At 33.9% G+C, this 25,911-nt stretch carries 32 protein-coding genes; 3 read left to right on the top strand and 29 right to left on the bottom strand.

The features are described from left to right. Positions 1-102 precede the first annotated feature (102 nt). From MKX45_RS09950 to MKX45_RS10005, 12 genes are all read right to left on the bottom strand, one after another. Positions 103-273, bottom strand: a complete 171-nt coding sequence (locus MKX45_RS09950; RefSeq protein ID WP_047686857.1) for a hypothetical protein — start codon at positions 271-273, stop codon at positions 103-105. A 179-nt stretch (positions 274-452) separates the two neighbouring features. Further along, the gene (locus tag MKX45_RS09955) at positions 453-815 is read right to left on the bottom strand and encodes a hypothetical protein (protein ID WP_340817134.1); all 363 of its coding nucleotides are present in this window, start codon (positions 813-815) and stop codon (positions 453-455) included. A gap of 15 nt (positions 816-830) precedes the next feature. Continuing rightward, entirely contained in the window at positions 831-1,403 is a 573-nt protein-coding gene (locus tag MKX45_RS09960) for a hypothetical protein (RefSeq protein ID WP_340817135.1), read from the bottom strand. A 161-nt stretch (positions 1,404-1,564) separates the two neighbouring features. After that, entirely contained in the window at positions 1,565-1,753 is a 189-nt protein-coding gene (locus MKX45_RS09965; RefSeq protein WP_278215642.1) for a hypothetical protein, read from the bottom strand. 37 nt (positions 1,754-1,790) lie between these two features. Beyond that, positions 1,791-1,973, bottom strand: a complete 183-nt coding sequence (locus MKX45_RS09970) for a hypothetical protein (protein WP_010906213.1) — start codon at positions 1,971-1,973, stop codon at positions 1,791-1,793. A gap of 359 nt (positions 1,974-2,332) precedes the next feature. Then, on the bottom strand, positions 2,333-4,030 hold the full coding sequence (locus tag MKX45_RS09975; RefSeq protein WP_340817137.1) for a hypothetical protein: 1,698 nt from the start codon (positions 4,028-4,030) through the stop codon (positions 2,333-2,335). Between the two features lie 9 nt (positions 4,031-4,039). Further along, the gene (locus MKX45_RS09980; RefSeq protein WP_025016968.1) at positions 4,040-4,309 is read right to left on the bottom strand and encodes a hypothetical protein; all 270 of its coding nucleotides are present in this window, start codon (positions 4,307-4,309) and stop codon (positions 4,040-4,042) included. Continuing rightward, positions 4,306-4,443: a hypothetical protein gene (locus MKX45_RS09985; RefSeq protein ID WP_278217062.1), complete on the bottom strand. Its 138-nt coding sequence runs from the start codon at positions 4,441-4,443 to the stop codon at positions 4,306-4,308. The genes MKX45_RS09980 and MKX45_RS09985 overlap by 4 nt, the downstream gene beginning before the upstream one ends. Positions 4,444-4,454: 11 nt before the next feature. Next, the gene (locus tag MKX45_RS09990; protein WP_340817139.1) at positions 4,455-4,745 is read right to left on the bottom strand and encodes a hypothetical protein; all 291 of its coding nucleotides are present in this window, start codon (positions 4,743-4,745) and stop codon (positions 4,455-4,457) included. Positions 4,746-4,749: 4 nt separating this feature from the next. After that, positions 4,750-4,944 (bottom strand): DUF1655 domain-containing protein, encoded by a 195-nt coding sequence (locus tag MKX45_RS09995; RefSeq protein WP_340817140.1) that lies wholly within the window; start codon positions 4,942-4,944, stop codon positions 4,750-4,752. Between the two features lie 75 nt (positions 4,945-5,019). Further along, a complete protein-coding gene (locus MKX45_RS10000) occupies positions 5,020-5,760 on the bottom strand; it encodes a Rha family transcriptional regulator (protein ID WP_340817141.1) in 741 nt (246 codons plus the stop codon). Positions 5,761-5,858: 98 nt separating this feature from the next. Beyond that, a complete protein-coding gene (locus MKX45_RS10005) occupies positions 5,859-6,050 on the bottom strand; it encodes a helix-turn-helix domain-containing protein (RefSeq protein ID WP_023164457.1) in 192 nt (63 codons plus the stop codon). A 140-nt stretch (positions 6,051-6,190) separates the two neighbouring features. On the opposite strand from MKX45_RS10005, the gene MKX45_RS10010 reads away from it, so the two are divergent. After that, positions 6,191-6,688, top strand: coding sequence for a helix-turn-helix domain-containing protein (locus MKX45_RS10010; protein ID WP_163687300.1), 498 nt, complete (start codon positions 6,191-6,193; stop codon positions 6,686-6,688). A gap of 74 nt (positions 6,689-6,762) precedes the next feature. After that, the gene (locus MKX45_RS10015; RefSeq protein ID WP_340817143.1) at positions 6,763-7,974 is read left to right on the top strand and encodes a tyrosine-type recombinase/integrase; all 1,212 of its coding nucleotides are present in this window, start codon (positions 6,763-6,765) and stop codon (positions 7,972-7,974) included. A gap of 120 nt (positions 7,975-8,094) precedes the next feature. Here the strand turns inward: MKX45_RS10015 and MKX45_RS10020 are convergent, their stop codons facing one another. Together MKX45_RS10020 and MKX45_RS10025 are read right to left on the bottom strand one after the other, a co-directional pair. Beyond that, positions 8,095-9,009 carry a diacylglycerol/lipid kinase family protein gene (locus tag MKX45_RS10020; RefSeq protein WP_057720162.1) on the bottom strand — a complete coding sequence of 305 codons (915 nt, stop codon included), beginning with the start codon at positions 9,007-9,009 and terminating at the stop codon, positions 8,095-8,097. A gap of 156 nt (positions 9,010-9,165) precedes the next feature. Next, positions 9,166-9,678: an HD domain-containing protein gene (locus MKX45_RS10025; RefSeq protein ID WP_003132795.1), complete on the bottom strand. Its 513-nt coding sequence runs from the start codon at positions 9,676-9,678 to the stop codon at positions 9,166-9,168. A gap of 332 nt (positions 9,679-10,010) precedes the next feature. On the opposite strand from MKX45_RS10025, the gene rpsT reads away from it, so the two are divergent. After that, complete coding sequence (gene rpsT / locus MKX45_RS10030) at positions 10,011-10,244, top strand: 30S ribosomal protein S20 (protein WP_010906113.1); 234 nt, start codon at positions 10,011-10,013, stop codon at positions 10,242-10,244. 92 nt (positions 10,245-10,336) lie between these two features. Here the strand turns inward: rpsT and recD2 are convergent, their stop codons facing one another. From recD2 to MKX45_RS10105, 15 genes are all read right to left on the bottom strand, one after another. Continuing rightward, the gene (recD2, locus tag MKX45_RS10035; RefSeq protein WP_057720164.1) at positions 10,337-12,841 is read right to left on the bottom strand and encodes an SF1B family DNA helicase RecD2; all 2,505 of its coding nucleotides are present in this window, start codon (positions 12,839-12,841) and stop codon (positions 10,337-10,339) included. Then, positions 12,838-13,431, bottom strand: coding sequence for a histidine phosphatase family protein (locus MKX45_RS10040; RefSeq protein WP_015426914.1), 594 nt, complete (start codon positions 13,429-13,431; stop codon positions 12,838-12,840). Before MKX45_RS10040 ends, recD2 begins: the two co-directional genes overlap by 4 nt. Before the next feature lie 2 nt (positions 13,432-13,433). Further along, positions 13,434-14,273 (bottom strand): prephenate dehydratase, encoded by an 840-nt coding sequence (pheA, locus tag MKX45_RS10045; RefSeq protein WP_014570689.1) that lies wholly within the window; start codon positions 14,271-14,273, stop codon positions 13,434-13,436. A 1-nt stretch (position 14,274) separates the two neighbouring features. Then, positions 14,275-14,763, bottom strand: coding sequence for a shikimate kinase (locus MKX45_RS10050; RefSeq protein ID WP_340817145.1), 489 nt, complete (start codon positions 14,761-14,763; stop codon positions 14,275-14,277). A 23-nt stretch (positions 14,764-14,786) separates the two neighbouring features. Next, entirely contained in the window at positions 14,787-16,079 is a 1,293-nt protein-coding gene (gene aroA, locus MKX45_RS10055; RefSeq protein ID WP_057720166.1) for a 3-phosphoshikimate 1-carboxyvinyltransferase, read from the bottom strand. A 125-nt stretch (positions 16,080-16,204) separates the two neighbouring features. Next, a complete protein-coding gene (locus tag MKX45_RS10060) occupies positions 16,205-17,269 on the bottom strand; it encodes a prephenate dehydrogenase (RefSeq protein ID WP_340817146.1) in 1,065 nt (354 codons plus the stop codon). 2 nt (positions 17,270-17,271) lie between these two features. After that, complete coding sequence (locus tag MKX45_RS10065; protein WP_003132784.1) at positions 17,272-18,147, bottom strand: sensor histidine kinase; 876 nt, start codon at positions 18,145-18,147, stop codon at positions 17,272-17,274. Continuing rightward, a complete protein-coding gene (locus tag MKX45_RS10070) occupies positions 18,134-18,805 on the bottom strand; it encodes a response regulator transcription factor (protein ID WP_340817148.1) in 672 nt (223 codons plus the stop codon). Before MKX45_RS10070 ends, MKX45_RS10065 begins: the two co-directional genes overlap by 14 nt. Before the next feature lie 2 nt (positions 18,806-18,807). Then, positions 18,808-19,872: a VanZ family protein gene (locus MKX45_RS10075; RefSeq protein WP_340817150.1), complete on the bottom strand. Its 1,065-nt coding sequence runs from the start codon at positions 19,870-19,872 to the stop codon at positions 18,808-18,810. A 180-nt stretch (positions 19,873-20,052) separates the two neighbouring features. Next, entirely contained in the window at positions 20,053-22,056 is a 2,004-nt protein-coding gene (locus MKX45_RS10080) for an FtsX-like permease family protein (RefSeq protein WP_015426920.1), read from the bottom strand. Continuing rightward, on the bottom strand, positions 22,049-22,828 hold the full coding sequence (locus MKX45_RS10085) for an ABC transporter ATP-binding protein (RefSeq protein WP_057720169.1): 780 nt from the start codon (positions 22,826-22,828) through the stop codon (positions 22,049-22,051). The genes MKX45_RS10080 and MKX45_RS10085 overlap by 8 nt, the downstream gene beginning before the upstream one ends. Before the next feature lie 188 nt (positions 22,829-23,016). Further along, complete coding sequence (locus tag MKX45_RS10090) at positions 23,017-23,376, bottom strand: YxeA family protein (protein WP_340817153.1); 360 nt, start codon at positions 23,374-23,376, stop codon at positions 23,017-23,019. 117 nt (positions 23,377-23,493) lie between these two features. Then, the gene (gene aroC / locus MKX45_RS10095; RefSeq protein ID WP_015426923.1) at positions 23,494-24,660 is read right to left on the bottom strand and encodes a chorismate synthase; all 1,167 of its coding nucleotides are present in this window, start codon (positions 24,658-24,660) and stop codon (positions 23,494-23,496) included. Between the two features lie 30 nt (positions 24,661-24,690). After that, positions 24,691-25,287, bottom strand: coding sequence for an HAD family hydrolase (locus tag MKX45_RS10100; protein WP_128267527.1), 597 nt, complete (start codon positions 25,285-25,287; stop codon positions 24,691-24,693). Positions 25,288-25,291: 4 nt separating this feature from the next. Further along, positions 25,292-25,891: a DUF1054 domain-containing protein gene (locus MKX45_RS10105; protein ID WP_015426925.1), complete on the bottom strand. Its 600-nt coding sequence runs from the start codon at positions 25,889-25,891 to the stop codon at positions 25,292-25,294. Positions 25,892-25,911 lie beyond the last annotated feature (20 nt).

The following is a 25,911-nucleotide window of genomic DNA, read 5'->3' on the forward strand; positions in this document are numbered from 1 at the left end:
GGCTTTAAAAACTGATTTCTTAACTACTATTATATCATAGCCCTTTAGGGGACTTTTTATTTGTTTTGTATTTTGTACTACACTTAAACTAAACTTACGAGATTATTTTTCGCGATACTCTCGCATATAATTTTTCATATATTCAGGATTCTTTGTTTCCCATTTTTTACGAACTTTCTTACGAGCTTCTTTTCTACATTCTTCGCTACAATATCTTTCTTGCTTGGCGGTATTGAACAAATTTTTGCAAGTTTTGCACCGAATAACGCTCATTTCTCCCCTCCTTTCTGCTTGTTAAACACATACACGAGAAAAAATGTACAGTGACGGCGTGAAGTACGGAGTTACCCGCTGAGGGGGTCTCATCCCCCCCATAGTTTCTTTAAAAATATTTTCAGATTTAAAAAATAAAATTAATAAATAATAAATTAATATAAATATTTTTTTATTAATCATAAACCTTTTAGTAAGTTGCTCAATGCTTGCTTAGTTCGTTCCGTCTTGTCGGTATCGACTCCGTGCTTGCTTTCATATTCAGATTCAATCTGTTGCATAGCTTTTTGTTTAGCAGTTTCAATTTCTTTGTCACGCTGTAACTTATTATCATTGTAGTTTCTTTCAGCAACTTGTTTCATCAATCCATTAATCTCATCACGTTCGGCGTTCGCCTTATCTCTCATCTTGTTAAAGGCTTCTTTGCTCCGCTGTCTGCTTGTCTCCTCTCGTTCTTTGCGTTCAATCTCTGCGCCTTTTCGGATGTCCTCAACCCAATTGCCTGTATGTTGTTGGCTGTTGTCTTTGATTGTTTCTGTCATGGTGTCCCCCCTTTATTATGCGTTCATATCATCAAGAAATGTGTTGCCAAGATATTTAAAGTTATAAACATTTCGGACTGAGTTGGTGCGTTTATATTCTACCGCTCGCGTTATTCTGGTACCGTTTGACGCTACTAAACAATCGGCGTCTTTATAAACATCATATTGTGCAATGCGTAACAACTCATCAGCTTTATGGTAGACTGAGTTAGACTCATCAGCCAATGCCTTGAGTTCTGCCATTAGCTTAGCGCCCTTAATATTCAACTCATCTTGTAACTTATCGGCAGCCTTTTCAATATCTGAGACCAATTGATTATAATCATCTTTGGTCACTAATGGAGTGCTTTCCAATTTGTCTAACTGTTTTTGATACAATTCAATAGCGTGTTGTGATGTCCATATATCCCCCTTTGCTTTATCATAAGCTACTAAGTCAGCGGTCTCCTCGGCTTTGATTAATTCCTCATTAGCGATTTTCAAGGTTCTTTCCGCTTTTTCTTTATTATTTTTAAACTTCTCAATTTCCAATAAATTACCGTCTTTTTGATTGATAAGTTCTGCTTCAATTTCTTCAAATGTTTTCATTATGGTTTCTCCTGTATTTATTTGTTAGTAAATATATATTATAATCGGAACTATTGATAGTCCCTGTAATCCCTTGTGTTTATTAGGTTGATAACTATTTTTGTAAAATAGTTAAAACAACTGATTTTGGTGGGTGTCTTACCCTCATTATTTCTCCTTTATTATTCTGGTACTGTACCAAGTGGCCCACGTTTTGCGACTTTAATCGCCACAACATGACTTCCATTAAATACGGTAGTGCCTAGTTTAAATAACTGGTCAGGGTTATCTTGCCATTTGCCAATGACTTTCATATTATCCAGTGTCTGATTAAAGACAAATGCTGATGCATCATTTACTGTGTAAACCATAATTACTTTATCGCTCATTATTTTTATCTCCTTATGTTTAAACTCGTTTTATTGAAACAATATTTTTTATGTTAAATAAGTAGCCACCTAGCCACTCCGCATTTTTATCGACTAAAAGTGCATGACTAAATTTCTCAAATTCCTCTTCATCATAAGGAATATTAAATGGCATTTTTTCTTTGACTGTAAAGACTACTGTCTTTGTAAAATTAAAACTCATTATCAAACCTCTTTTTCTAAATTGGTATAGTTTTTTTCATTTGCTAACTATAGGTTTCTAAAATCGTTATCTAGACCACACTTTTTTTGCGTGGTCAACCACATATTTACCACGCTTATAAATAGCTCTACTAAGCCATTGACACGGAGGACACGTTTTTTTATGAATTTCCTATAAAGTAATAATATATACTCTAATCAACCTTTAAAATTGGTATAACTAAAACCTGTATATAAACTCTATAAAAATATTAATCAAAACAAAAAACGTTTTTTGCGTATTTTACGTGGTCATTCCTTTAATACTGCTATTTATAGCTATTAATAAAACGTGGTAAATATGTGGTCAAATTGTGGTCACTAAGGTGGCTCATACATTGATTCAAGAAATACTGTGACTGCTTTTGATGCTCGACGAGGATTCCCTATTGCAATTACTCTAAAAGTTTTTCGATTACCATCTCTTGTTGGAAATTTTCTCGTAGTTTCAAAATATCCAATAATATCAAGGGCTTCTTTTCTTCGCTTAGGACTTCCAGCTCCATAATAGGTTTCTTTCAATAACTTCTGAACCTCATCCGTTTTGATTATTGTCTTGTTACCTTTGATATGCTCCTCTATAATATAAATTTGTACATCATCAAAATCAAAGTGATCACTGCTGAAATTGTCCATTTCCACTTGCTTAAAATTGAACTTAAATTTATTCTGTCTCCAATAGACAAATGAAGAATACAAAGCAGCGACTCCTGCAAGCGCCCTTGCTTCTCGACTGGTCTCAGATACTCGTTGTTCAGTGAATGCTTCCCAGTAGGGTGCAAAGATTGATTCACGTTCGCTATCAGTTTCCCCTTTAGGACGATTCTTAAAAGCAATGTTCACAGCCCTGCTATTCATCTCAGAAGAAAATAATACTTTTTCATTTGAATCAATAGACAGTACACCAGTCAGATTAATATCCGCATAGTTTTGGCCAATACCTCGACCACGATATGTGCTTTCAGTAGCCAGTATTTTCAAATAACGTTCTAAGCTCTTTCCGATTTCTCCTGATTCAGTCACCAGTAACATTTCTCCGCCATCAAATCCAGCCCAAGCCATTGCAGCCGTTGCTTTATTTGAGAGTTCGTCTAGATTGACATGTTTCGTATCAAAAATTGATGAAATTACTTTATGGCGCAACCCTTTACCAGTACGTGTTCCAGATTTACTCACAAAGAACCTTGTCTTAGTAATTTCACGACATGCCACTAGCATTTGATAGATTGGCTGTAGTTGCGCATTATGCAAACTATCTGCATCATCTATCACCATTCCTAAGTAATTAGCGTTCAAGATTGACATCTCAATTACATCAGAGAGTTGGCAATCAAACACTTTAAAATAACATTCATTGTCTTTGATAGAACAATCTTTTAAAATTTTCTTTTGATGTAAATCCAATTGAAAGTCATGACAAGCAATAATAGATGTTTTTATTTCTTTAAGAGGTTTTAAGCTTATCTGTTCATCTATAAAAGATATAATTTCTACAACTTCACTAGCTGTAAAGTCAGAACGTTTCCCTAATTTATATTCATGAGCAATATCCATCTCTGACAATCGTTTGAATTGTGAGGTTGAAATATCATATAAATATCCATGATGCAAAGCAATCTTTCCAAATAGATAATCTAAAATCACATTGACAAAACGAGGAATACTTTTACTTGATTTTAATGTAACTACTTCTTTATCTTCTCCATCGTCAGTTTTTTCAGCTTTTTTATTAACTCCACCGTAGAAAATAGATACAGTATTTTGACCATTGTTTAAATGCAAACTAGGTCTTTTGATTCTTTTATTTTCTCCTGTAGACTTTACTGACAGATAAGGATATTCATAAATATCACGATACAAGATATGGACTAAATCAAGACTTTGAGGAATCTTAGCGCCATCAATGTTTCCAAATTTTTCCCAGGGAAGATTAATCACCTTTTTTAGATTATTTTCTAACCGTTCCCATGCTTTGCGTTGTTTTTCCAAATCTCCGTAATCAGTTTTAACTTCTGTCACTTCTTCCCCCTATTCAGCCAATGAATCCATCAAGGATTCCAATTGACTTTTTTTATACCAAACAGTACGATCTCCATCTTCTAAAACCACTTGCTTTAATCCGTGTGCCCGAAGTTTAGCTAAATATGTGGTTGAAATGTTCAGTTCTTTCAATAATTCAGCTTGTTGCACATATGGGAACAAGCGACTTTGTTCAATTCTTGCCTCAACTAATTTATCAACATGGCTTAATACTGATTGTGTTAGCTCTTGTTCTGCTTCAAATGATAAGATACTCATGATTTTCCTCCTCGTTTAAGACGTAGATGCCACTTTGGCGCTTTAGATTCATTGACAATTAATGCCCGTTTAAATTCTGAACCACTAAATTTTATCCACCAATCATTAAGTTTATCGCTTCTAACAACATCCATTTTTATAAATTTCATACTTTATCTCTTTTCTTAATTTCGGCTTGTTTTTTCAGTTTCCAACTTTGTGCAAACTCACGAGATACTTTGATACAAAGAGGAGCTTTATTTTGATTGAAAATAATTACTGTTTTTTTGTTTTTTACGCTTTTTAAAAAAACTTGATGTCCAATTTCAGAATTCATTTTTACAGAGAGAATTACAAAATGTTTATTTTCAAAAGTTCGTGCTTTCTCTAAATCTTCTATTTTGAAAGTAGATGATTGCATGCCTGTGGCTTTTTCAGTAATATCTATTGTTGCCATTTTCTTACCCCTTAACCATTTCTACTTGAATGTCATTTTCTAAAGTTGTGAAAGTCACAACTGATTGACCGTCAAACAAGCGGTAGACATACTCATTAAGCTGGATAAAATGTCTTGCTTTGGCTTTTAATAAGTCCATGAGTTCAAAGGCTACGGTGTCATCTAAGATATAAGTTTCTTTGGTTGTTGGTGTGTTCATGTTGAAAATTCCTCTCATTATGGTAAAATAAGAGCATAAAATCACGTTAGCTCGTGAATCATGCTAAGTTTTGAATTAAGCCTTTTTCGTTGGTAGCGGTTGGGCTTTTTCTTTTGTCAAAAATTCTTTGATTTCTCGAAAACTGTAGTCAAGTTCAAGCCATGCAATAATACTATTTTCTAATTTCTGCAATCTTTTTAAATCTTCCTCTGAATCAAGTAATGACTTCAGGGGAATTTTATTATATTGCTTACCGTAAAATCCTTTGTCCTCTCTCAATTTTTTGACAGTTTTATATTTGTTATGTGTAATCAGTTGGCAAAGGAAGTCAGAAAATCGTGAGTAGTAAAATGGCTTGAAATGTGGACTTCGTTTAATAGCTTGATTAAGGTTTTTACGCTTTTCTGTTTCTTTGGCTTGCTCTATGGTTATATGCTCTAACTCGTCAAACCTTTCAATAAAAGCTAGTTTGATTGGTAAAATTCGCTTACCGTTTAAAGAATTGGCTAATAACATAAAGCCGTTACGGTTCATTTCAAAGAATTTAACTAAACGTCCATTCTCCGCGATATATTCACTTTCTTTAAAATAGTCAGTAAAAATAACTTGTTTATTGCCCTGACTTTTCAGGGAAATTATATTTCTATTCAATCCATTTTTGGACTGAATTAAACTATCCCAATCTCGTTTAATATCTTCAATACTTCTTAAAATATGACTATGTTGTCTGTCAAATGCTTTAGCGACACTTAGACTATTGACAATCACATTTTTATTTTTGATGATGACATCAAGGCTTACTGTAATTTCATTCATTTATCCTCATTTCTACGTAGTTTATCGACAATCGCGGTCTTTTTCTTGCTTTCAATTTTGCGCTGGCGGTGCGTTCTAGTTTTTCTTAATTTATAATTTTAGTAATCTTTAGCAAGCCAATTTGTTATTTTTTGATATACACTACTTTTTACTTTAGAACCACTGGTTTCAATTTTTTTATAAGTTTTAAAAGAAATATTTAATTGAGTATAGACTTGCTTTTTTGTCAATCCCAAATCCGCACGCTTTCTGCGTATAGCTTTTGCAATATCCGTCGTAATATAGTTCATGGATCCTCCCTCTCAAACTCCATTTTTTTTGGATAAGTTCATTTTATTCCAATTTTTTTGGAATGTCAAGCGTTAAACTCCAAAAAAATTGGAATAAAATTTTTAATTATGGTACAATCATTGAAAAGGAGGAGTTTTCCATGAATATCACTGCTGAAAGAATTAAACAAGAACGTATAAATAAAGGTTTAAATAGAAAAGAACTTGCTTCAAAGGTGGGGGTGAAATCTCAATCAACAATTACTAACTGGGAGAAGGGAACAGTGGTTCCAAAGGCTGATAAATTACAAAAGCTGTCAGAAATTTTTGAAGTTTCAATACCATATTTAATTGGCTATACCACTAATAAAAATGAAGAACTTTTAGGCTTTGATTCTCCAGGATACTTTGAAAAACGACGTCAACAAATTTTTAACGAATATAGATATAATCCAAATATAGGCTCTACCCTCAAACAATCTTTTGGAGCTGGGAAAAAATTAAATAACATAGAACTCATAAAAATAGATATGCATGAACGATATAAGGAAGTAGCAAACAATTTGGCTACAGATCTCTCAGATGAAAACAACGAAAAATGGCTCGAGTATGGGCGATTACTTATTCAAGAGCAAAATAGAAATGAAGATTTAAAATAATATTTCATCTTATTTTTGTAAAAAATTTCATGTTTTGACTTTTGCGCTTGGCGGTGCTAGAAAGACAAATCAACATGAACAAACTAAATATAAAAGAATACAAAACAAAAGTCGGAGAGGTGCGATATATTCTCCGTGGGGCTTATATCGGCACTGATGTGTTGACAGGTAAACAAGTGCGAACATCTATTACTGGACGTACAAAAAAAGACATAAAAGTTAAACTTTCACGACTTCAAAATGATTTTATAAAAAATGGTTGTACTAAAAAAGTTAAAGTCTTAAAAACTTTCGATGAAGTTGCTGCAGCATGGTTTGATTTTTATAAAATAAATAGAAAATCAGCAACTGTCAAACAAACTGAAAAAAATTTAAGATTATATCTTATCCCAGCATTTGGGAAGTATAAGATAGATAAACTCACAACTGCCATTTTACAGCATCAAATTAATATATGGGCAACTATCGCTAGTAAACCTTTAAACGGGCGTCAGGCACGAAAAAAAGGCGAAATGAGCGATTATAAGAGATTATATACTATAATCAATAGAATTATGAAGTATGCTATTTCAAATGGCCTTATTTCATCCAATCCATGTTTAACTGTTCTGATGCCTAATGTCAAAGTAGAATCTACAAAAAAAGAGATCAAGTTTTTTACTAAATCTCAACTTCAAAGTTTATTTGATTATTTAGATAATCAGGCTTCCCCTCAATGGAAAATGCGGCTATTAAGAAATCTTTTACCTTTTCTAGCTTCAACCGGTCTCAGAATTGGCGAAGCAGTTGCATTGAGCTGGTCTGATATTGATTTCAAACAGGGAACTGTTACGGTATCAAAAACGGTAAATGACAGCAATCAAATTCAATTTTCTACCAAAACAGAAACAAGTAACCGAACAATAGATATAGATAAATCTACACTAAATCTTTTATCTAAATGGCAGCTTGAAATAAAAAAAGAGTTCCTCAAATATGGAAACCCCAATCAATCTTTGATTTTTCCAAATCTCAATGGCTCTGTGCTTAATAGTCGACTACTTAGAAATACTTTACTTGATTGTTTTGAGAATGTGGGCCTACCAAATATCGGCTTTCACGGCTTTAGACATACTCATGCTACGCTCTGTTTAAGCGCAGGAATGAGTTATAAAGCTATCCAAACTAGGCTAGGACATTCAACGTTACAAATGACTATGGATATCTACGCTCATCTTGAACCTGAAACAGCTAAAAATGAACTAAGCTTATTTGAGAAATACCTTAATTATTCAAACCAAGCGTAACAAAAAACGTAACATTATTTCCCAAGAAACTCTTTAATCCTTTTATAATCAGGCTCATACAGACTTTATATCATAAGTCTTAGGTCTGATTTTTTATTTCTATTATTTACTGACAGCCTTTTATTCACTTTTAGGAACAAGGGTTGTCAGTGCTTTTCGATAAACCTTGATGTCTAATGGAAGCGGATCACTTTTATCCCCATCAATTCTTGAATATGGATTATCTTTCTTTTTCTTTGAATGTGTGAGAATCTCTAAATGGTCAGTATCAAAATGAGTCATTTCAAGAAAATCATCAAATTTTCCTCGGCGAAGTTTGTTCAAATGAAAAAGGATATTAAATAAATTGATTTCTTTTAATGAATAAACACGGATAAGTCCGTCATCAACTTTAGCTGTGGGGGCCAAAGCTTGCATTCCACCAATTGTATCTGTCATTGTAATCAATAATAATTTTGTTCTTAATGACTTGGTTTTACCATTATATTTTACTTTAATTCGATAGGTTTTATTATAGCGGATAACTTTATAAGCATCTTTTAGATAAGCTAAAGGTCCAAATTTTTTCTTCTCAGAGCCGCTGACATTTTGGGCAATATCTGCTAAAATCCCTAATGTTAAACTTGATGTCATATAATCATTATTGACTTTGGCAATATCAAATTTTTGAATTTCGCCTTGCCTTAAATTATTAAGTGCATCTTCTAATTTTTGCGGAATATGAAGTGATTTTGATAAATTATTAACCGTACCATTAGGAACAATGCCTAGAATCGGTTTTGCTCCTCCTTCAAATACTCCTCCGCAAATTTTATTAATTGTTCCATCGCCACCTAAAGCAACCACAAGGTCTGTTTGGTCTTGACTGGCTTTTTTAGCAAGACGGATTGCATCCTCTGGGCTTTCTGGATTGATAAATTCAAGTTTAGAGGCTGAATTTTCTGGTCTTGCAAAAAAGTCCTTAATTGTTTTCAAAACTTTGTCTTCATCATTATTACCAGATTTTTCATTATAAAATACTTTTACATTTTTCATAAAATACCTCCTTATTTTAGTGCAATGGAATTTATTGCTTACATACTAATTTTATCATATTATGAAAAATCTCTGACAAGACTTGCTTTATTTTACTGACAGACTTATTTCTAAATAAAAAAACCTATCAATGGATAGGTTTTATTTTTTACTTTTTTAATCAATACTGAAATAAGGTAAACGTTTAAAATGCTTACGGCGATTCCATTTGTACTTGAGGTTAACTGACCCTTCAAGGGTAGCTACATATTTATCAACAGCAGTAACAATCCAACTTTCTTTATAGCGTGGCGGATTGATTGTCGCACCGAACATATGTTTGATGATTATGTCTTTTTCAAGAGCTGACAAGGTTGTCAGTTTGCGCGCATTACGGTAGGCGATATGAGGATGCACATAGGCATGGCTCTTAGCAAATTTTGTATTGCGCCAATCATAATAGAAAAGGTCATGCAAAAGTCCAGCTCTAGCTGTAGCTTTAGCATTGAGGCCACGTTTTTTCGCAATGAGATAGCTGACATAACTTACTCTTAAGCAATGTTGCAAGCGTGTTGAAGTATAGTGATGTGTAATCCCATCAAGCTTTTTAAGCTCATCCATTTCTAATAGATGACCGACATAACTCATATATTCTGCGTCGTTAAACCACGGCTTTTCTTCTAAATTCATGACTTGATTATAACACGATAATTCTCTTTGTCAATACGATTTACTTAGTTTTTAGATTAAATTTTTCTTTTTAAATGCTTAGAAATTTATTTTTAATGCTTGTAAAATTTTGAAAATTTGCTATTTTACTTGATTTCCATTTTTATTTATTTATTATTTTAGTAAAAAATATTTTTTCTATTTTTTCTAAAAAAGTAAGGCCGATAGTTTACAAAAACTCAAATTTCCTGTATAATTGATAGGTATTAGAAAAATCTTGGAGGGTGTAGTGTGCCCACCTGGGACATCACATCAACCGCTTTTCTATGAAAAGTAATAAAAGGAGACAAAAAATGGCAAACATTAAATCTGCAATCAAACGTGCTGAATTGAATAAAGTAGCAAACGAACGCAACGCACAACAAAAATCTGCAATGCGTACTCTTATCAAAAAATTTGAAGCTGCACCTACTGAAGAACTTTACAGAGCTGCTTCTTCATCAATTGATAAAGCTGCTTCAAAAGGCCTTATCCATGCTAACAAAGCATCACGTGATAAAGCACGTCTTGCTGCTAAACTTGGCTAATTAAAAATGTCTGTCTCTTTGGCAGATTTTTTTATATCAAAAAGTACTGATAGAAACAAAAAAATACTGACAGCAATTTCTGTCAGTATTTTTTATTTATTAAAGATTGAAAAGTCTTGTTGAGTTAAACCAATTAAAGGGTCAAAATTTCCTGACAAAATAAGTGCTTCTGTCAAGCTTCCCTGATCCAGTGTTGCAATTTCTTCATCTTCAAATAAAGAAATTTCTTCTACTTGTGCTGGCATTTTTTTACTGACAGAACGAATTTGCCCTTGTAATTCTACTGGCGCTGCAGGCTTCTTCTCTTTGTCAGATCTTTCTTTTTTGTCAGTAACTTTTTCACTCACAATTTCTACTGACAGATTTTTAGCCGCTGGATTTTCTCCCATAAATCGCTCAATCAAATAGGTCTTTCGATTCGCCCCTTCACGCGCCACCGCTTGTGCAAAAGCTCGTTCTTCACCAAGTAAAATCAGACTTTGTTTAGCCCTTGTAATTGCCGTATAAAGCAAATTTCGCTCTAACATGCGTGAATACGAAGAAACCATTGGCACAATAACTGTGGAAAACTCCGAACCTTGAGATTTATGAATGGACATAGCATAAGCCAGAGTAATTTTATACCACTCCGCTCTTGGATAAGTCAATTCTTGACCATCAAAATCCATCACCAACTCATCTTGTTTACTGTCAGTATATTTTGCTGCAATCAATTCTACGATTTGTCCCAAATCTCCGTTAAATACATTGGCCTCAGCATCATTTACTAAATGAAGAACTTTATCTCCTTCACGAAATTTCATATCACCCAAAGCGAATTCAAGTCGATCATTAAGCGGATTAAAGAGATTTTGCAAAAGAACATTCATTGCATTAATTCCGGCCATTCCTTTATACATAGGCGCTAAGATTTGTAATTCAAAAGGATTATTCCCTCTTTTTTGCCATGCACTTGCGATTTGTTCAACCATCTGAGGAACAAAATTAGCACTGACCTCAAAATAAGAACGGTCAGGTTTTTTCGCCGTGAAATCACTTGGCAATTGCCCATCTTTGATATGGTGAGCTAAATCAGTAATGGTAGAATCATCCCCTTGACGAAAAATCTTATCCAATTTTACTGACGGAATTTCTGGAATTTTTAGTAAATCCGCAAAAATTTGTCCTGGCCCCACAGAAGGAAGCTGGTCAGCATCTCCAACAAGGAGAACTTTCATTGAACCAGGAATCGCTTGAAAAAGTTTATTAGCTAACCAAGTATCAACCATAGAAAATTCGTCAACAATCAAAAGAGCACCAGACAATTCATTTCCAAGAGCATCTTCTGCTTCATCTTGTCCCAAACCCAAATGGCGGTGAATCGTCGCTGCTGGAAGACCAGTCAACTCATTCATCCGTCTTGAAGCTCGACCAGTCGGTGCTGCCAGTAATATAGGAAAGACGTCATCATTATAATGGTCTGGGTCCAAATTTAGCTGATGAAGACGGGCATAAGTTTCAATAAAACCATTAATGATTGTTGTTTTACCAGTTCCTGGTCCACCAGTCAAAATGAAAAATTGCTGATTCATTGCACCAATAATGGCTTGCTTTTGCAAATCATCATAAGTAATTTCTAAATCTTTTTCAACTTCAGCCAATACTGTCAGTAACTTTTCATCAGCAAAATCTTTACCAGAACGATTAGTTAATGCTGTCAGTGATTTCCGAATCCCGTCCTCAGCAAAGTACAAAGAATTCTCAAATATTTTTGTCCCTTCTTGTTGCACTTTTCCATCAACAATTAAACCATTAATTTCCTCCGCAACAGCAGACGGATTGACCTCGACATTACGAGCTTCTTCAAGTAAATCTATCGTCATCTCAAGTAAATTTTTGGCTTCAATGTAAGTATCACCTGTTGATTGCGAATGCGTGTTGACCTCATGCATCAATGCCGCTCGAAATCGATTAGGGCTATCCGCTTCAATTCCTAAACTACTTGCAATCTTATCAGCTGTTTTAAAACCAACTCCCTTAACATCTTCCACAAGCTGATAAGGATTTTCCTCAATTTTTTCAATCGTTTCTTCTTTATAAAGTTCATAAATTTGAAAAGTGATTTTGCTTGGTAAGCCATATTCTGCAAGCTTGGTCAGCACTTTTTCCATTCCATGATTCTCACGTAATCGTTTGATAAATGAATTTTTTCTGGCTAGGGTCAATAGGCCATCCAATTTTTCCGGCGCTTCTAAAATTGAATCTACCGTATTTTCAGGAAAAGTTTCAACAATTTTTTCTGCCGTTTTCTTACCAATTCCAGGAAATTTATCTGAAGAAAAATATTTAACTAAACCAGCACCAGAAGTCGGCACTGCTTTTTCATATTGACTGACCTGTAATTGTTCCCCATACTTAGGATGCTGCGTCAATTGACCATAAAAAGTATAAGAATCTCCTTCAACCACATCCCCAATTGTCCCGTTAACTACAATTTCAAAATCATCATATTCAGCATTAGTTTCATCAATTTCAATGAGTAGAACTTTATAAAAATTACTGGGATTGGAGAAAAATATTGCCTCAATCGAACCAGTAAAATAAGTTTTTTCAATCATAGCTGTTTATCCCAAATTTTTAAGTCAAAATGGCCAGCATTTGATTCTAAAACAGTGACCGTATTATTAGCTAAACCACCAACTGAACGTAATTCAGCAATTGGAAAGCCAGCTAAATGACGCATTCCAGCCGTTCCAGAAGCCCCGTGACCAACCAAAAGTACATTGTCTATTTTAGAATTCAACAAATCCTGAGCCAAAGAATCAAAGCGATTCAAGACAGAACTCACAGATTCAGCTCCAAAAGCACTTCCATCAAATTGATCCAACTCAAAGCGTGAATCATGCATTTCTTTAGGATATTTAGCAATTGCATCGCTAATGAACCAACCCTCTAATTCCCCAAAATTCCATTCTGACAATCGTTTGTCAGTACTCACACTTTGATTTGTCAGTAAATCTGCCGTAATCAAAGCTCTTTTTTGTGGACTCGACAAAACTTTGTCAAATTCAATTGGTTCTAAAAACTTATGAACTCGTTCAATCGCTTCATAAGATTCTGGTAATAAAGGTGAATCTCCTTTTTGTCCTTGCAAACGTCGCGCCAAGTTCCACTCCGTCTTACCATGTCGTACAAAATAAATTCTCACCTTTACACCTCTCCCAATGAATAGACTGCATAATTTCCTAATAAACGAACCTTTACTCCCAAACCTGATAGTTCTTCAAGAGCATAAGGAATTTTTAAATTATTTTTTTCATTATTTACTAAATCAATATTAAAAAAGTACTGACCTAGCCTTGTTCTTAAAGGACGTGATTCAATTTTTGTCATATCAATATCACGCCAAGCAAAAACAGAAATCGCTTTATGAAGCGCTCCTGGCAGGTTATCAGGTAGAGTCAAAGCCAAACTCACCTTCTCACCTGTTTTTAGTAAATCAAATGATTTTTTCTCTTTTCCCAATAACCAAAACCGAGTAGAATTTCCTGCTAAATCCTGAATATTTTTAGCTACAATCTCTAAATCATACATTTTAGCCGCGTAAGAATTAGCAACAGCTGCAATTGGCAAATCTGGATGATTTTTCACAAATTCAGCTGCTGCTGAAGTAGAATCAGTAATTTCAACCTTTGCCTGTGGATAATGCTCTCGTAAATAATTTCGTGTTTGTGCAAGCGCTTGAGGGTGGGAATAAATATGTTCAATTTTCCCCTCTTTTGAAAGAGCCAGCAAATTTTGTGAAATTGGCAAAACAAATTCAGCCACAACTGTCGCCTTAGAATCATGAAAAATTTTATCAATACTCATATTCACAGTTCCTTCAGTCGAATTTTCAATAGGAACAAGAGCAAAATCACATTTTCCTTCATCATAAGCTTCGATAACATCCAGAATACTATCATAAGCAAATAATTCTTCTGATACAAATGCTGTCTCAGCCACCACCGAACAAAAAGAGCCACGAGGTCCTAAATACGCAATTTTCATCTTAATTTATCCCCCATTTTTCACGAATCTCTTCTACAATTTGCTCAGGACTTTTATCAGTAACATCAATCGTTAAATCGGCCACTTTTGCATAGTCATTTTTTCTTTTTTCAAATAAAAGTTGAGCGGCCTTTTTATCCTGCGCTAGAGGACGAACATTCTGCAAATCCATCGAAATTCGTTCCCAAAGCGTTTCAAAATCAGCGGTCAAAAAGACAACTCCAGTTTCTCTATCAAGGGCCTCTAAATTCTTTGGATTTTCAATTATTCCACCGCCCGTTGCAATAATTATATTCTTTTGAAGCGCAAGCTCAAAAACCCCATTTTCAATTTTACGAAAATCAGCTTCCCCAAATAATTCAAAAAATTCAGCAATTGGCATCTCAATTTCTTCTTCAATTAATTGATCCAAATCAGTAAAATTTTCTGTTAAAAGTTTTGCTACTGTGGACTTTCCCGCACCCATAAATCCAATTAAAATGATACTCATTTTTTATTTCCAATCACTTAAGTTCAAATATTTTCCGACAATTGTTCTAAATCGTCAAAGAAACTTGGATAACTTGTTTGAATTGCTTCGGCACGTTCAAGCTCAATTTCCCCATTTTCAACCAAAAGTGCTGCAATTGCAGCCATCATTCCAATTCTATGGTCCCCTAAAGTATTAATTGAATTTTCTGGAGCATGGAGTTTCGTTCCACCTTGAATAATCATTCCATCATCTGTTGGTTGAATTTTGGCCCCCATACTATTAAGAGCATTCGCGACAACAGCAATTCGGTCAGTTTCTTTTACTTTAAGCTCAGCCGCATCTCGAATAATTGTTTCGCCTTGAGCTTGCGTGGCTAAGAGAGCAATGATTGGCAATTCATCAATTAATCTAGGAATTAAATCACCTGAAATTTCAGTTCCTTTCAATTGACTAGCTTTTACTTTTAGAGTTGCAGCCTTTGCCACATCATCTTGCTCTAAAATTTCCAACTGTCCACCCATTGCTTGAATGACTTCGATAATTCCAGTTCTTGTTTCATTAACTCCAACGTTTTCTAAAATAAGTTCTGAATTTTCAACAACCAAGGCCGCAACCAACCAAAAAGCTGCCGAACTAATATCTCCAGGAACTACTACTTTTTGACCCACAAGTTTTTGTCCACCAGGTACAAGGATTGTTTTATCAGAAACCTTTAGTTCTCCACCAAATTGAACTAACATTTCTTCCGTATGTGAGCGTGTTTTTTCCTTTTCAACAACTTTCGTCAGCCCTTCTGCCTGCAAAGCAGCAAAAATTACAGCTGATTTTACCTGAGCCGAAGCCACCGGAAGGACATATTCAATTGCCTTCAAATGCGTGCTTCCTTTAATTGTCATCGGTAATTTAACCTTATCGGTTTGACCAGTAATTTCTGCCCCCATCAATTGTAAAGGAGTTGCTACACGATCCATTGGTCTTTTTGATAAACTGTCATCACCAAACAAAGTAGTTTCAAAAGGAAGGCCTGCTAAAATTCCCGATAAAAGACGAGTTGAAGTTCCGGAATTTCCCATATCCAGTGCTTTTTCAGGAGCCTTAAGTTCTGAAATTCCTTTACCGTGGACAGTAATCACCTCACCCTTATCTTCAATTTCAACTCCCATCGCACGGAAAGCTTCAATAGTAGATAAGACATCTTCTCCACGTAAAATATCATAAATAACAGTTTTTCCTTTAGCAATAGAGCCAAACATAATACTACGATGTGAGATTGATTTATCTCCTGGAACTTTTAAACGTCCTTTTAAACCTTGCGAATTTATCTTTAATTTCATTATATTATATTATCCTAAACATTTTTTAGTATTTATTATAGCATAAAAGGGCGCTCAGAGCCCTTTTATTTTCAACAATTTTTCCTAAGATTTTAAGACTAAGAAAGTCCTATCTTTAATCTTTATCAAACAACTGTAAAATCAGTTGCTTTTTCAATAATTTCTCGTGCTTCTTTTAAATCTTCCGCTCTCTTAAATGAAATTTGAAGTTGACCATGAATATCTTCGCGATTTTCTTCATTAATTTTTACATTTGTTATTGAGAAATCTTCTAGTAAGCCTAAAACCTTTAAAACAACTCCTTTTTCATCGGGAACCGAAATAAATAAATCATAAAAGTTTGGCAAAGCCCCTTTATGAATTTCCATGGCTTGACGAATTTTTTTACCTTGTTCAAAAAAGTGTTCTATAGCTGCAGAATCTTTATTAGCAATTTTTAAAGCAATTTCATCTAATTGTTTTTTGAAATTTTCTATTCTATCAATCGTAATTTCTGGATTTGATAATAAGACACTTGTCCACATCAAACTGTCAGCCTCTGCAATTCTAGTTAAATCTCTAAAACCACCAGCCGCTAAATGTTTCACTAAAGGATGTTCTTTTGAAAAATCATCTGACTGCCAAACAAGGGCCGAAGCCAAAATATGCGGGAAATGAGAAACCTGCCCAGTGACTCGGTCGTGCTCTTTTGCATCTAAAATAATAAATTTGGCATGAAGTCCTTTAAGTAAATCACGTAATTCTTGGTTTTCTTGGGTCAAAACATAATAAGCATTTTCAAATAAATTAATATCTGCCGCCATTACTCCTGATTTATGAGAGCCAGCCATCGGATGTCCACCGATAAATCGTACTTTGTCTTCATCAAAAAGTTGATTTGCCAGTTCAACAATTTCACTCTTGGTTGAACCCGTATCTGTAATCAAAAGACCTTTTTTTAAATTCAAAGTTGCTAGCTTTTTCAAAAGCTCCAAAGTGGTTATAATTGGAACAGCCAAAATAATAATATCTGATTTTTGAGCTCCTTCAACTAAGCTAACTTTAGAATCAATAATTCCACGCTTTTGAGCAATTTCTTGAATTTCCTGACGATCAGAGCCAAGAATTTCAAAATCAGGATGAGCTCTTTTTATCCCTAAGGCAATTGAACTTCCAATGAGACCAAGTCCAATGATTAATATTTTTTTCATTTTTATTCTTTCGTTATTGTCACAGACGTCCCATTTCCAATTTCAGAGTTAATTGAAATTTCAAATTCTAATTTATCTAAAATTAATTTAGATAAATAAAGTCCAAGACCTGTTGACTTTTGTTGAATCCGACCATTATATCCAGTAAATCCATGTTCAAAAAGGCGAGGAAGGTCTTCTTTTAATATCCCAATCCCACTATCTTGAATGATTAATTCACCAGTTTTAATTTTAATTAGAATCCCACCTTCTTTGGTATACTTTACAGCATTATTCAGTAATTGCTCAACAGCCAGACTCAACCATCTTTGGTCACTATTGACTAACCATTCTCCTTCAATTTGGATTGAAAGGTTTTTCTGAATAAAAAAGCTACTATATTTTTTGACTAATTCTTTCACAAGTGAAGCCATACTCACTTTTTCAAATCTGAAATCAGTAGCTAAATTATTGATTCTTTGATATTCCAGAAGAATTTTTAGATAATTTTCTAAAGAAAAAACCTGATTCTTCAGCTCCTCACTATTAACTTGAGTTTGAGTCATTAAATCAATAGCTGCCAAAGGGACCTTCATCTGGTGCGACCAGACTCTGATAATATCTTCCATTTCACGCTCAGCAAGATTTTGTTGTTCTAACTTTTTTTGCAACTCTTCGTTGTCTTTCACTACTCTCTCAATAGCTTCACAGTTTGCTTTCCAGCGAAAATAGGATGAGATAAGGTAAATAATAAAAATAATGACAGCAAATAAAGTACTGTTAACAAATGCCATCATTGGTAGATGCCAAAGCCAAAATGTCACAATATAAATAGCTGACATAAGCAAAAAGACACCAATTTGTGGAATTTTAGACTTAAAAAATTTAAACCAGAGCATAACCACTTCCTCTTTTTGTCATAATATGCTTATCAAAGCCAATTTCACCAAGTTTTTTGCGTAAACGAGTCATTTTTACATTTAAAGTATTTGCATCAATAAATTCATCTGTTTGCCACAACTCTTGTAAAATTTTTTCCTTGGTCACCACTTCACCATTTCCACGAAAAAGAAGAGTTAAAATTTTATTTTCAGAACTTGTTAGCTCAATTTCTTCGCGTTTACCTTCTTGAGTTGAAATCAAAGTATTTTCAGATAAAACATAACCAGCAAATTCTAACTTTTCAATCCCTGAAAAAGAATAACTTCTGCGCAGTAAAGCTTTTATTTTTGCATTTAAAATTTCTAATGAAAATGGCTTGGTTACAAAATCATCAGCTCCTTGATTCATGGCGGTTACTTGATTCATGTCATCCGACGCCGAAGAAATAAAGATAATAGGAATTTGGGAAAGCTTTCTTAATTCATTTGTCCAATAAAAACCACTATAAAATGGTAGCCCAATATCCATTAATACTAAATCTGCTTCAAATTCCATAATTTCTTGTTTTACTGCTCGAAAATTGGAAACACTTCTGACTTGAAATTCTTTTTCTAAGGCAATCTTAATTGCTTTCACAATAATTTCATCATCTTCTACAATAAATATTTTAGTCATATTCACTCCTCATTTGTTTTCAATTTTGCTATTATTTCTGTATCACTCACTCTTTCATACCAAAGTTTTCTTGTTTTCGAGAGAAAAGCAATTAAAACATCTAGTAGAGGTAAAAGACTCAATCCTAAAAAGAGTAAAATAAGTAAAAAGTTTTGTCCCAATTGATCCTGAGCTATGGTAGCTGAACGTTGAAGAAAATATTCTGCTGCGATAATCAAAGCAAAGTTTCCAAAAGATAAAAATTGGCGCAAAGCAATTCTGAAACGATTTTTAGCTTTTATTTCAATTCTCAATAATAATTGCCCTGGTGTTGCTTTAAGAACTAGCGGGACAAGTCCTAAAATTATTAATTCTGAATAATAGCCTATTGGTAGAAAAAGACTTCCAATGATAAAAATAAGAACCAAATCAACTAAAAAGGCAATGAAACGTCTTGAAAGACTAACTCTTGAACTTTCAACCTTAGTTGCATCCAAATCTGGTAAAAATCGACTAAAAATAACCGCAATTCCAAATCCAATTAAACTTCCAAGTGTATTAATCATTAAATCATCAACATCAAACAAACGATAAGGTCGAGGATATAGTCCAAAAAGGGCTGACCTTTGGATAAGTTCAAATGATAAAGTTAATAAAAAACTTAAAATAAAAGTTTGTTTAAATGAGCGTTTAAATAAATATCTTAAATAAAGGCCAAGAGGCAAGGTTAAAAGTAGATTAAAAAATGGTTGGATAAATGTTGAATCTTTTAGAGCTGCAAGCCAAGTTGAAGGCTCATTTATATTAAAAGGACTATATAAAATAAATTGACGAACAAACTCAAATGGAACTAAGTTTTGCTTTGGACCTGTCATTTTTGCTACCTCACTCACAGGAGGAAGAGGGAAAATTGTCATGGCATAAGCACAAATGAGATAAAGAATAAATGAAAAATTGACAAAAAAGCGCCAAAAATTAATCCGATCATACCGACGATATTGTACAATCAAATATGGAATTAATGATATAAATAAAAATATAAAAAAGAGAAGAACTCCAATTTGAATTGAATGAAGATAGATCGTCATATTTTCCTTTCCCTAAAGGTAACTATTTTTCTCTAACAAAAGATACATTTAGTGCCGAGAAAACCATTGTTTTTGTTCCTTTTATTATATCAAAAGTAGCTCTCTTTTGTAGCTTTTTCCTTCCCTTGTTTCTTCTATATGGATTTAAACAAAAAAAGAGGCATATTTATGCCTTCTTTTTTATCTTTCAACAATTTTGTAGTAAACACGACTCGTTGCCTTATAAATGAGATAATAAATAAGGGCAAGAATTGCAATTGTTGCTAAAGAAATAGTAAAGATAACTGAACGGTCTTTAATATCAAACAACATTACTATTTTTTCAATCATAAGATATGCACCAGCAAAATGGGCGATAGTGATAACTAATGGTAGGAAGAATATCAAACGAACTTGTGATTTGATTGTTTTTTGAACTTCTTCTTTTGAAAGTCCCACTTCCTGTAGAATTTTGAATGAGCGTTTATCTTGTGCCCCTTCCGAGAGTTGCTTGTAGTAGATAATTAATGCAGCTCCAAGAATGAAACTAATTCCTAAAACAAATCCAACAAAGACAAATCCTCCAATTTGAGCGCGTTGATCTTGCAAAGCTTCACTTCTATATGAAATCGATAAATCTTTATTATCTTTAAACTCTTCCTTGAAAGCTTTAGTAAATCGTTTTTCATCAACAGGTTTGATATCAAAGATGATTGATGTTGATGCAAGATTTGAAAATCCTTGATTACCACTAATTGTTTTATTGAAATTAGCTAGTCCTTTATCAAAAGCTTGATTGTTAGCAAACACAATCATCATAACTTTAGAAGAAATTGTTGTTACACCACTTGCTGGAAAATCTTTGACTGATTTAAGCGTGTCTGCAACTTGATAAGTTTCTCCATACCATTGAATTGATTTAATCTTACTATCAAATGAAGTTTTATTTTTCGATATATCTACAAGTAAGACTTCGTTATCTTTTAAAGAAGGAATATCTTTATTTCCTAATGATTTAAGTGTTTGAGCGGTTGTTAAGGTTGCAAAATATGAATTTTTATCAAACATTGCTCCTTGCTTATTTGCAGTAATAAATTGATCTTTAGACGACTTGACTCTATCGGCTTGTAGATCTTGAGCAAAGTACATATCAGATATATTTTTGATATCTATATTTTTGCTAGCTGCGGCACTTTTAATTCGTTCAATATCTTGTTTTGTATCTGTATTATTTGCAACAGAAAAAGTCTTTGCTTCTCTGGTATAGTAAGTTTTTACTGAGTTCTCAGTTCCAAGAAAAACTCCTAAACTGACAACTACGGTCACGATTGTCATAGATAACAAAATAGTGATATTCCCTAGACCAACAGCATTTGCTTTCATTCGATAAAGCATAGAACTTGTTGTAATGAAATTATTTGGTTTATAGTAACTTGGACGTTTCTTTTTCAATTTAAGGTACCAAACGGTAAAACTAATATAGAAAAGATAAGTACCAAAGATAACAAGTAAAACGGCAATAAAGAATTTCATTATTGCTGCCATTGGGTCTTCAACCGTTAAAGCGATATAGTAACCAGCTCCTAAAAGAATGACTGCAGCAATGGCGAAAAATAAATTTGATTTTGGTTCTTTTTCACCTTTTGATTCTTCTCTTAGAAGATCAAGACTTGAAGAACGCCAGATAATCCAAACTCCGATCATCATCAAAACTAAAAAGAAAACAAAGAAGAGAATGGCAAGTAATAAAATCGCTGTGGGACTAATGACTAGATTAAAATAATTTCCTCCAATCATATTTACAAACACTAAGAAGAGGAATTTTGAAAAAGCAATCCCACAAATCGTTCCAACAATAACCGTAATGATATAGCTTAAGAGTAATTCTAAAAATGCTACTCCTACGATTCTTGTTTTACCAAACCCAAGAATATCATAGAGTCCAAATTCTTTAGAACGTTGGGTTTGTAAAAAGCGATAACTGTAAACTAAGATAAGAACTGCAAAAATAGATAAAACAATTAATGCAAATCCCATCACTTGTGAAAGAGAACTCCCTCCTTTTAATTTACTAATTGAGGGAGATAAAGCGATTGACGCGGTAACGAAAATCATTACGAACATCGTAATAGAGGCCATTAAAAAAGGAGCAAAACTTTTAAAACCTTTTTTAATATTATTGGCCGCAAGCTTTAGACTAAGCATTCAAGGGCACCTCCTCATCCTCTGCTGCTCCCAAAAAAGCAGTCATTGAAAGAGTGATTTCTTTTGCAAATTCAGTTGAGCTTTTTTCTCCACGATAAAGTTGGTGGTAAAGGACACCGTCTTTTATAAAAAGAACACGTTTCGCATGGCTTGCAGCTAAACTTGAGTGAGTAACCATGATAATAGTTTGACCACTATCATTAATTTCTTCAAAAAGATTGAGTAAGTCTTCTGAGTTTTTAAAGTCCAAAGCAGCTGTAGGTTCATCGGCAAGAACTAAATCAGGTTGGCTAATCAAGGCACGGGCTACAGCAACCCGCTGTTTTTGTCCTCCTGAAAGTTCAAAAGGTTGTTTTTCTAAGAGATTTTCAATGTTTAGTTTAGGTGCGAGAATTTTTAGTCTACTTTTCATTAATTCTACGCTTGATTTTGATAAAACGAGTGGAAGATAAATATTGTCTCTGACATTAAGGGTATCAAGTAAATTGAAATCTTGGAAGACAAAACCAAGATGATCACGTCTAAATGCAGAAATTTCTTTATCTTTAATAGCTGTGATGTCTTCTTTATTTAAGAGTACTTGTCCAGAAGTTGGTTTTTCAAGAGTTGATAGGATATTCAACAAGGTTGTTTTTCCTGAACCAGATTCCCCCATAATGGCAATATATTCGCCTTCTTCTACACCAAAATCAATGTCAACTAGGGCTGTGGTTTCTTCTTTTGAAAATCTTGTTTTAAAAATTTTCTTGAGATGTTTTACTTCGAGTAACATGTTTTTCTCCTATCTTATCTTTCGATTTCGTTCTTTTTATTTATTTTAGCTAAGCGTGTTCGCATTGTCTTCATGGAATAAAGGAGGCAAGCGCCCATTAGTGAAGCCAAAATAACTGTAATGGTCATTAGCATAATATTAATTTGCAAAAATGTCATGTTCTTTCCTCTTTCTTTCTGAGACTGTTTTTATGAGTTATTATTTAATTTCTTAAGAGCTTCTTTAGGAACCTCTGATTTTTTTACTTCTTCCCAAGAGGTTACGCCTTTAACGGAATTAACTGTTAATTTCAGGTAAGCTTCTTTACGGAGATTGTGGTCTGCCATAAATGTAACTCTCTTTTCTTTCCCATTTTTTTGATATGATTTTATATCATAATCATATTCTTTGAATTTTTTTCCTGAATCGTCACTGACTTCTTTTTCTTTTCCGTCTTTAGTGAATTGAACGTAGTAAGTTCCTCCACCATAAGTTACTTTGTACCATGCAAATCCCGATCCACCGATGAGGATGATAAGTGCTATTATTCCAAAAAGTATTTTTTTCATTTTGTTCTCCTTAACTTTTCTTGATAAGTTCATTGTAACAAGAAATATTCGTCTGAAAACTTACAAATTCGTAAGTTATTTATTATATAAAAAAAAAGCCAGAGACTGGCTTTTTTTTTAGTATTCTGATAAACGTTTTTTGTAGTTATCCACAGCAATTTTCAGTTCATTCATTGTATCTGAATTAAATTTATCACAGATTTCTTGAGCGACTACCGTTGCTACTACATTTTCCATCACAACTCCTGCTGCTGGAAGAGCGGTTGGGTCAGAACGTTCTACACTTGCTTTGTAGGGTTCATGGCTTTCGGTATCAATAGACATCAAGGGTTTATACAATGTTGGAATAGGTTTCATGACTCCACGGACGATGACTTGTTCACCATTTGTCATTCCTCCCTCAAAACCGCCTAACTGATTACTTGAACGAGTGTAGCCTTTATCCTCAGACCAGATGATTTCATCCATCACTTGACTTCCTGGTCGTTTTCCTGCTTCAAATCCAAGTCCAAATTCAACTCCTTTAAAGGCATTGATAGAAACAACCGCAGCAGCAATTTTTGCATCCAACTTTCTGTCATATTGGACATAAGAACCAAGACCAGCCGGAACTCCTTCTACTCTGGTTTCAATTATTCCACCAATTGTATCTCCAGCTTTTTTTATTTGGTCGATGTAATTGCGTAATTCTTCTGCTTGACTCTCATCAAAAATAGATAAATCGCTAAGGCCAGCTGTCTGACGAATCTCTTGAACACTTAAATTTTCTGGACTTGTAATTTCTCGTCCGCCAAAATTTACGACATGATTAGCTATTTCAATCTCTAATTCGTGAAGTAGTTTTTTTGCCACAGCTCCAACCGCAACACGCATTGTTGTTTCACGCGCTGACGAACGTTCTAAAACATTTCGTAAATCTTTAAATTCATATTTCATTCCGCCAACTAAATCAGCATGTCCTGGGCGTGGTTTGGTCAAGCGACGTTGTTTTTTAATTTTATCTTCAACATCTTGGGCTGCCATAATCTGTTCCCAATTCTTGAAATCACGGTTTGTAACATTAAGTGTAATCGGGCTACCAATTGTTTTTCCGTGTCGAACGCCTGAAGTAATTTCAACTTGGTCAGACTCAATTTTCATCCGTCCGCCACGGCCATAGCCACCTTGACGACGTTTAAGTTCAATATTAATATCTTCTGCTGACAATGAGAGACCAGCTGGCACTCCTTCAATAATTGCTGTAAGTCTTGGACCGTGGGATTCTCCCGCTGTAAAATAACGCATTTTATACCTCCATTTTTAGTAACTTTTTACTTATTTCATTTCAAAAATTTGAATAATATCTGTTAATTTATTGATTTGCTGTGAATTTTTTGCTGACAGAAAATTGATTGAATGAATACCACTATTATGGGCAGCTTCAATATCAAGGATTCGGTCACCAATATAATAGGTTTCTTCAGGCTTTAATTTATACTTCTCAAGTAAATAATTGATTGCTTCAGGATGAGGTTTTCTTTTAAATCCATTTTCAGAAGTGACTATTTCTAAAAAATAGGGGGAAATTTCCAGCTGATTAAGCAAATCATAAGCATTTTTCCCTTTGTGAGTATAAATGAAATTTTGAATCTTTTCTTTTTGAGTCCAATCTAAAACGGCTTTTGCACCAACCATTAATTTAATTTTGTCATTTTTAGCTGTTGAATTTGTCGTGAAATCTTCTTTTATTTCTTGAAAAGGAACGGGTTGTTCTTTTAGTAAAGCATTGACTGACTGACCTTTTATAAAATTATATACTGTTTCTCGGTCAAATGGTAGGTTAAAGTTTGCAAATGATTCGGACAAGGCTTCTAAAAACACCTCATAGCTATCAATTAGTGTTCCATCTAAATCCCAAATAAATGTTGTCATTAGATTAGGCCTCCATTAATTTTTGATAAATCGGTAGGAGTTGGTCAATTGTTTCTATCATTTCCGCTAGAATTATTGAGTCCTCTTTGCCGTTAAATCTTTCTTTAGGCCAAAGCCGTCCAATTTCCAATTCAGATTTTTTTACTTTTCCTAAGCGTTCAGCAGCTTCTCTAAATGCTGACAGGGGATAAGTTTCTGCTTTTGTATGGTCCTTTGAGATTACGTAATCTTCTGTCAGTAACTTTTCTACTGACAGATTTGTCAGTAAGTTGGCGTATTCTTTTTGCTTTTTAGGCTGATCTATCATTGATAAATAAATAAAAACGTAATCTTCCCAAATTCCTAATTGAAAATGGGCTTCCATTTTATAACCACGGGCTTTTGTGGAAATTGCTGACCAAGTATTTTCAGGCGCATTTGCTGTTCTTCTGCGATGTTGAGCGATGTGAAAGTAAAATTCTTGATTTGGAATTTTTACTGACAGCTCTGTCAGTAACTTTTGACCAATTTCAGAAAAAACAGGTTGAATTTCAGAACGAATCTTAGTCATTCTTGGTTCTAAACCTTCTATTTTAAAAATTTCAAATGATTTTTGAGTAAACATTTTAGAGTGATTATCCTCAA

Source organism: Lactococcus sp. FSL W8-0209 (genome assembly GCF_038006585.1).
In the GTDB taxonomy this organism is placed as follows: Bacteria; Bacillota; Bacilli; order Lactobacillales; family Streptococcaceae; genus Lactococcus; species Lactococcus lactis.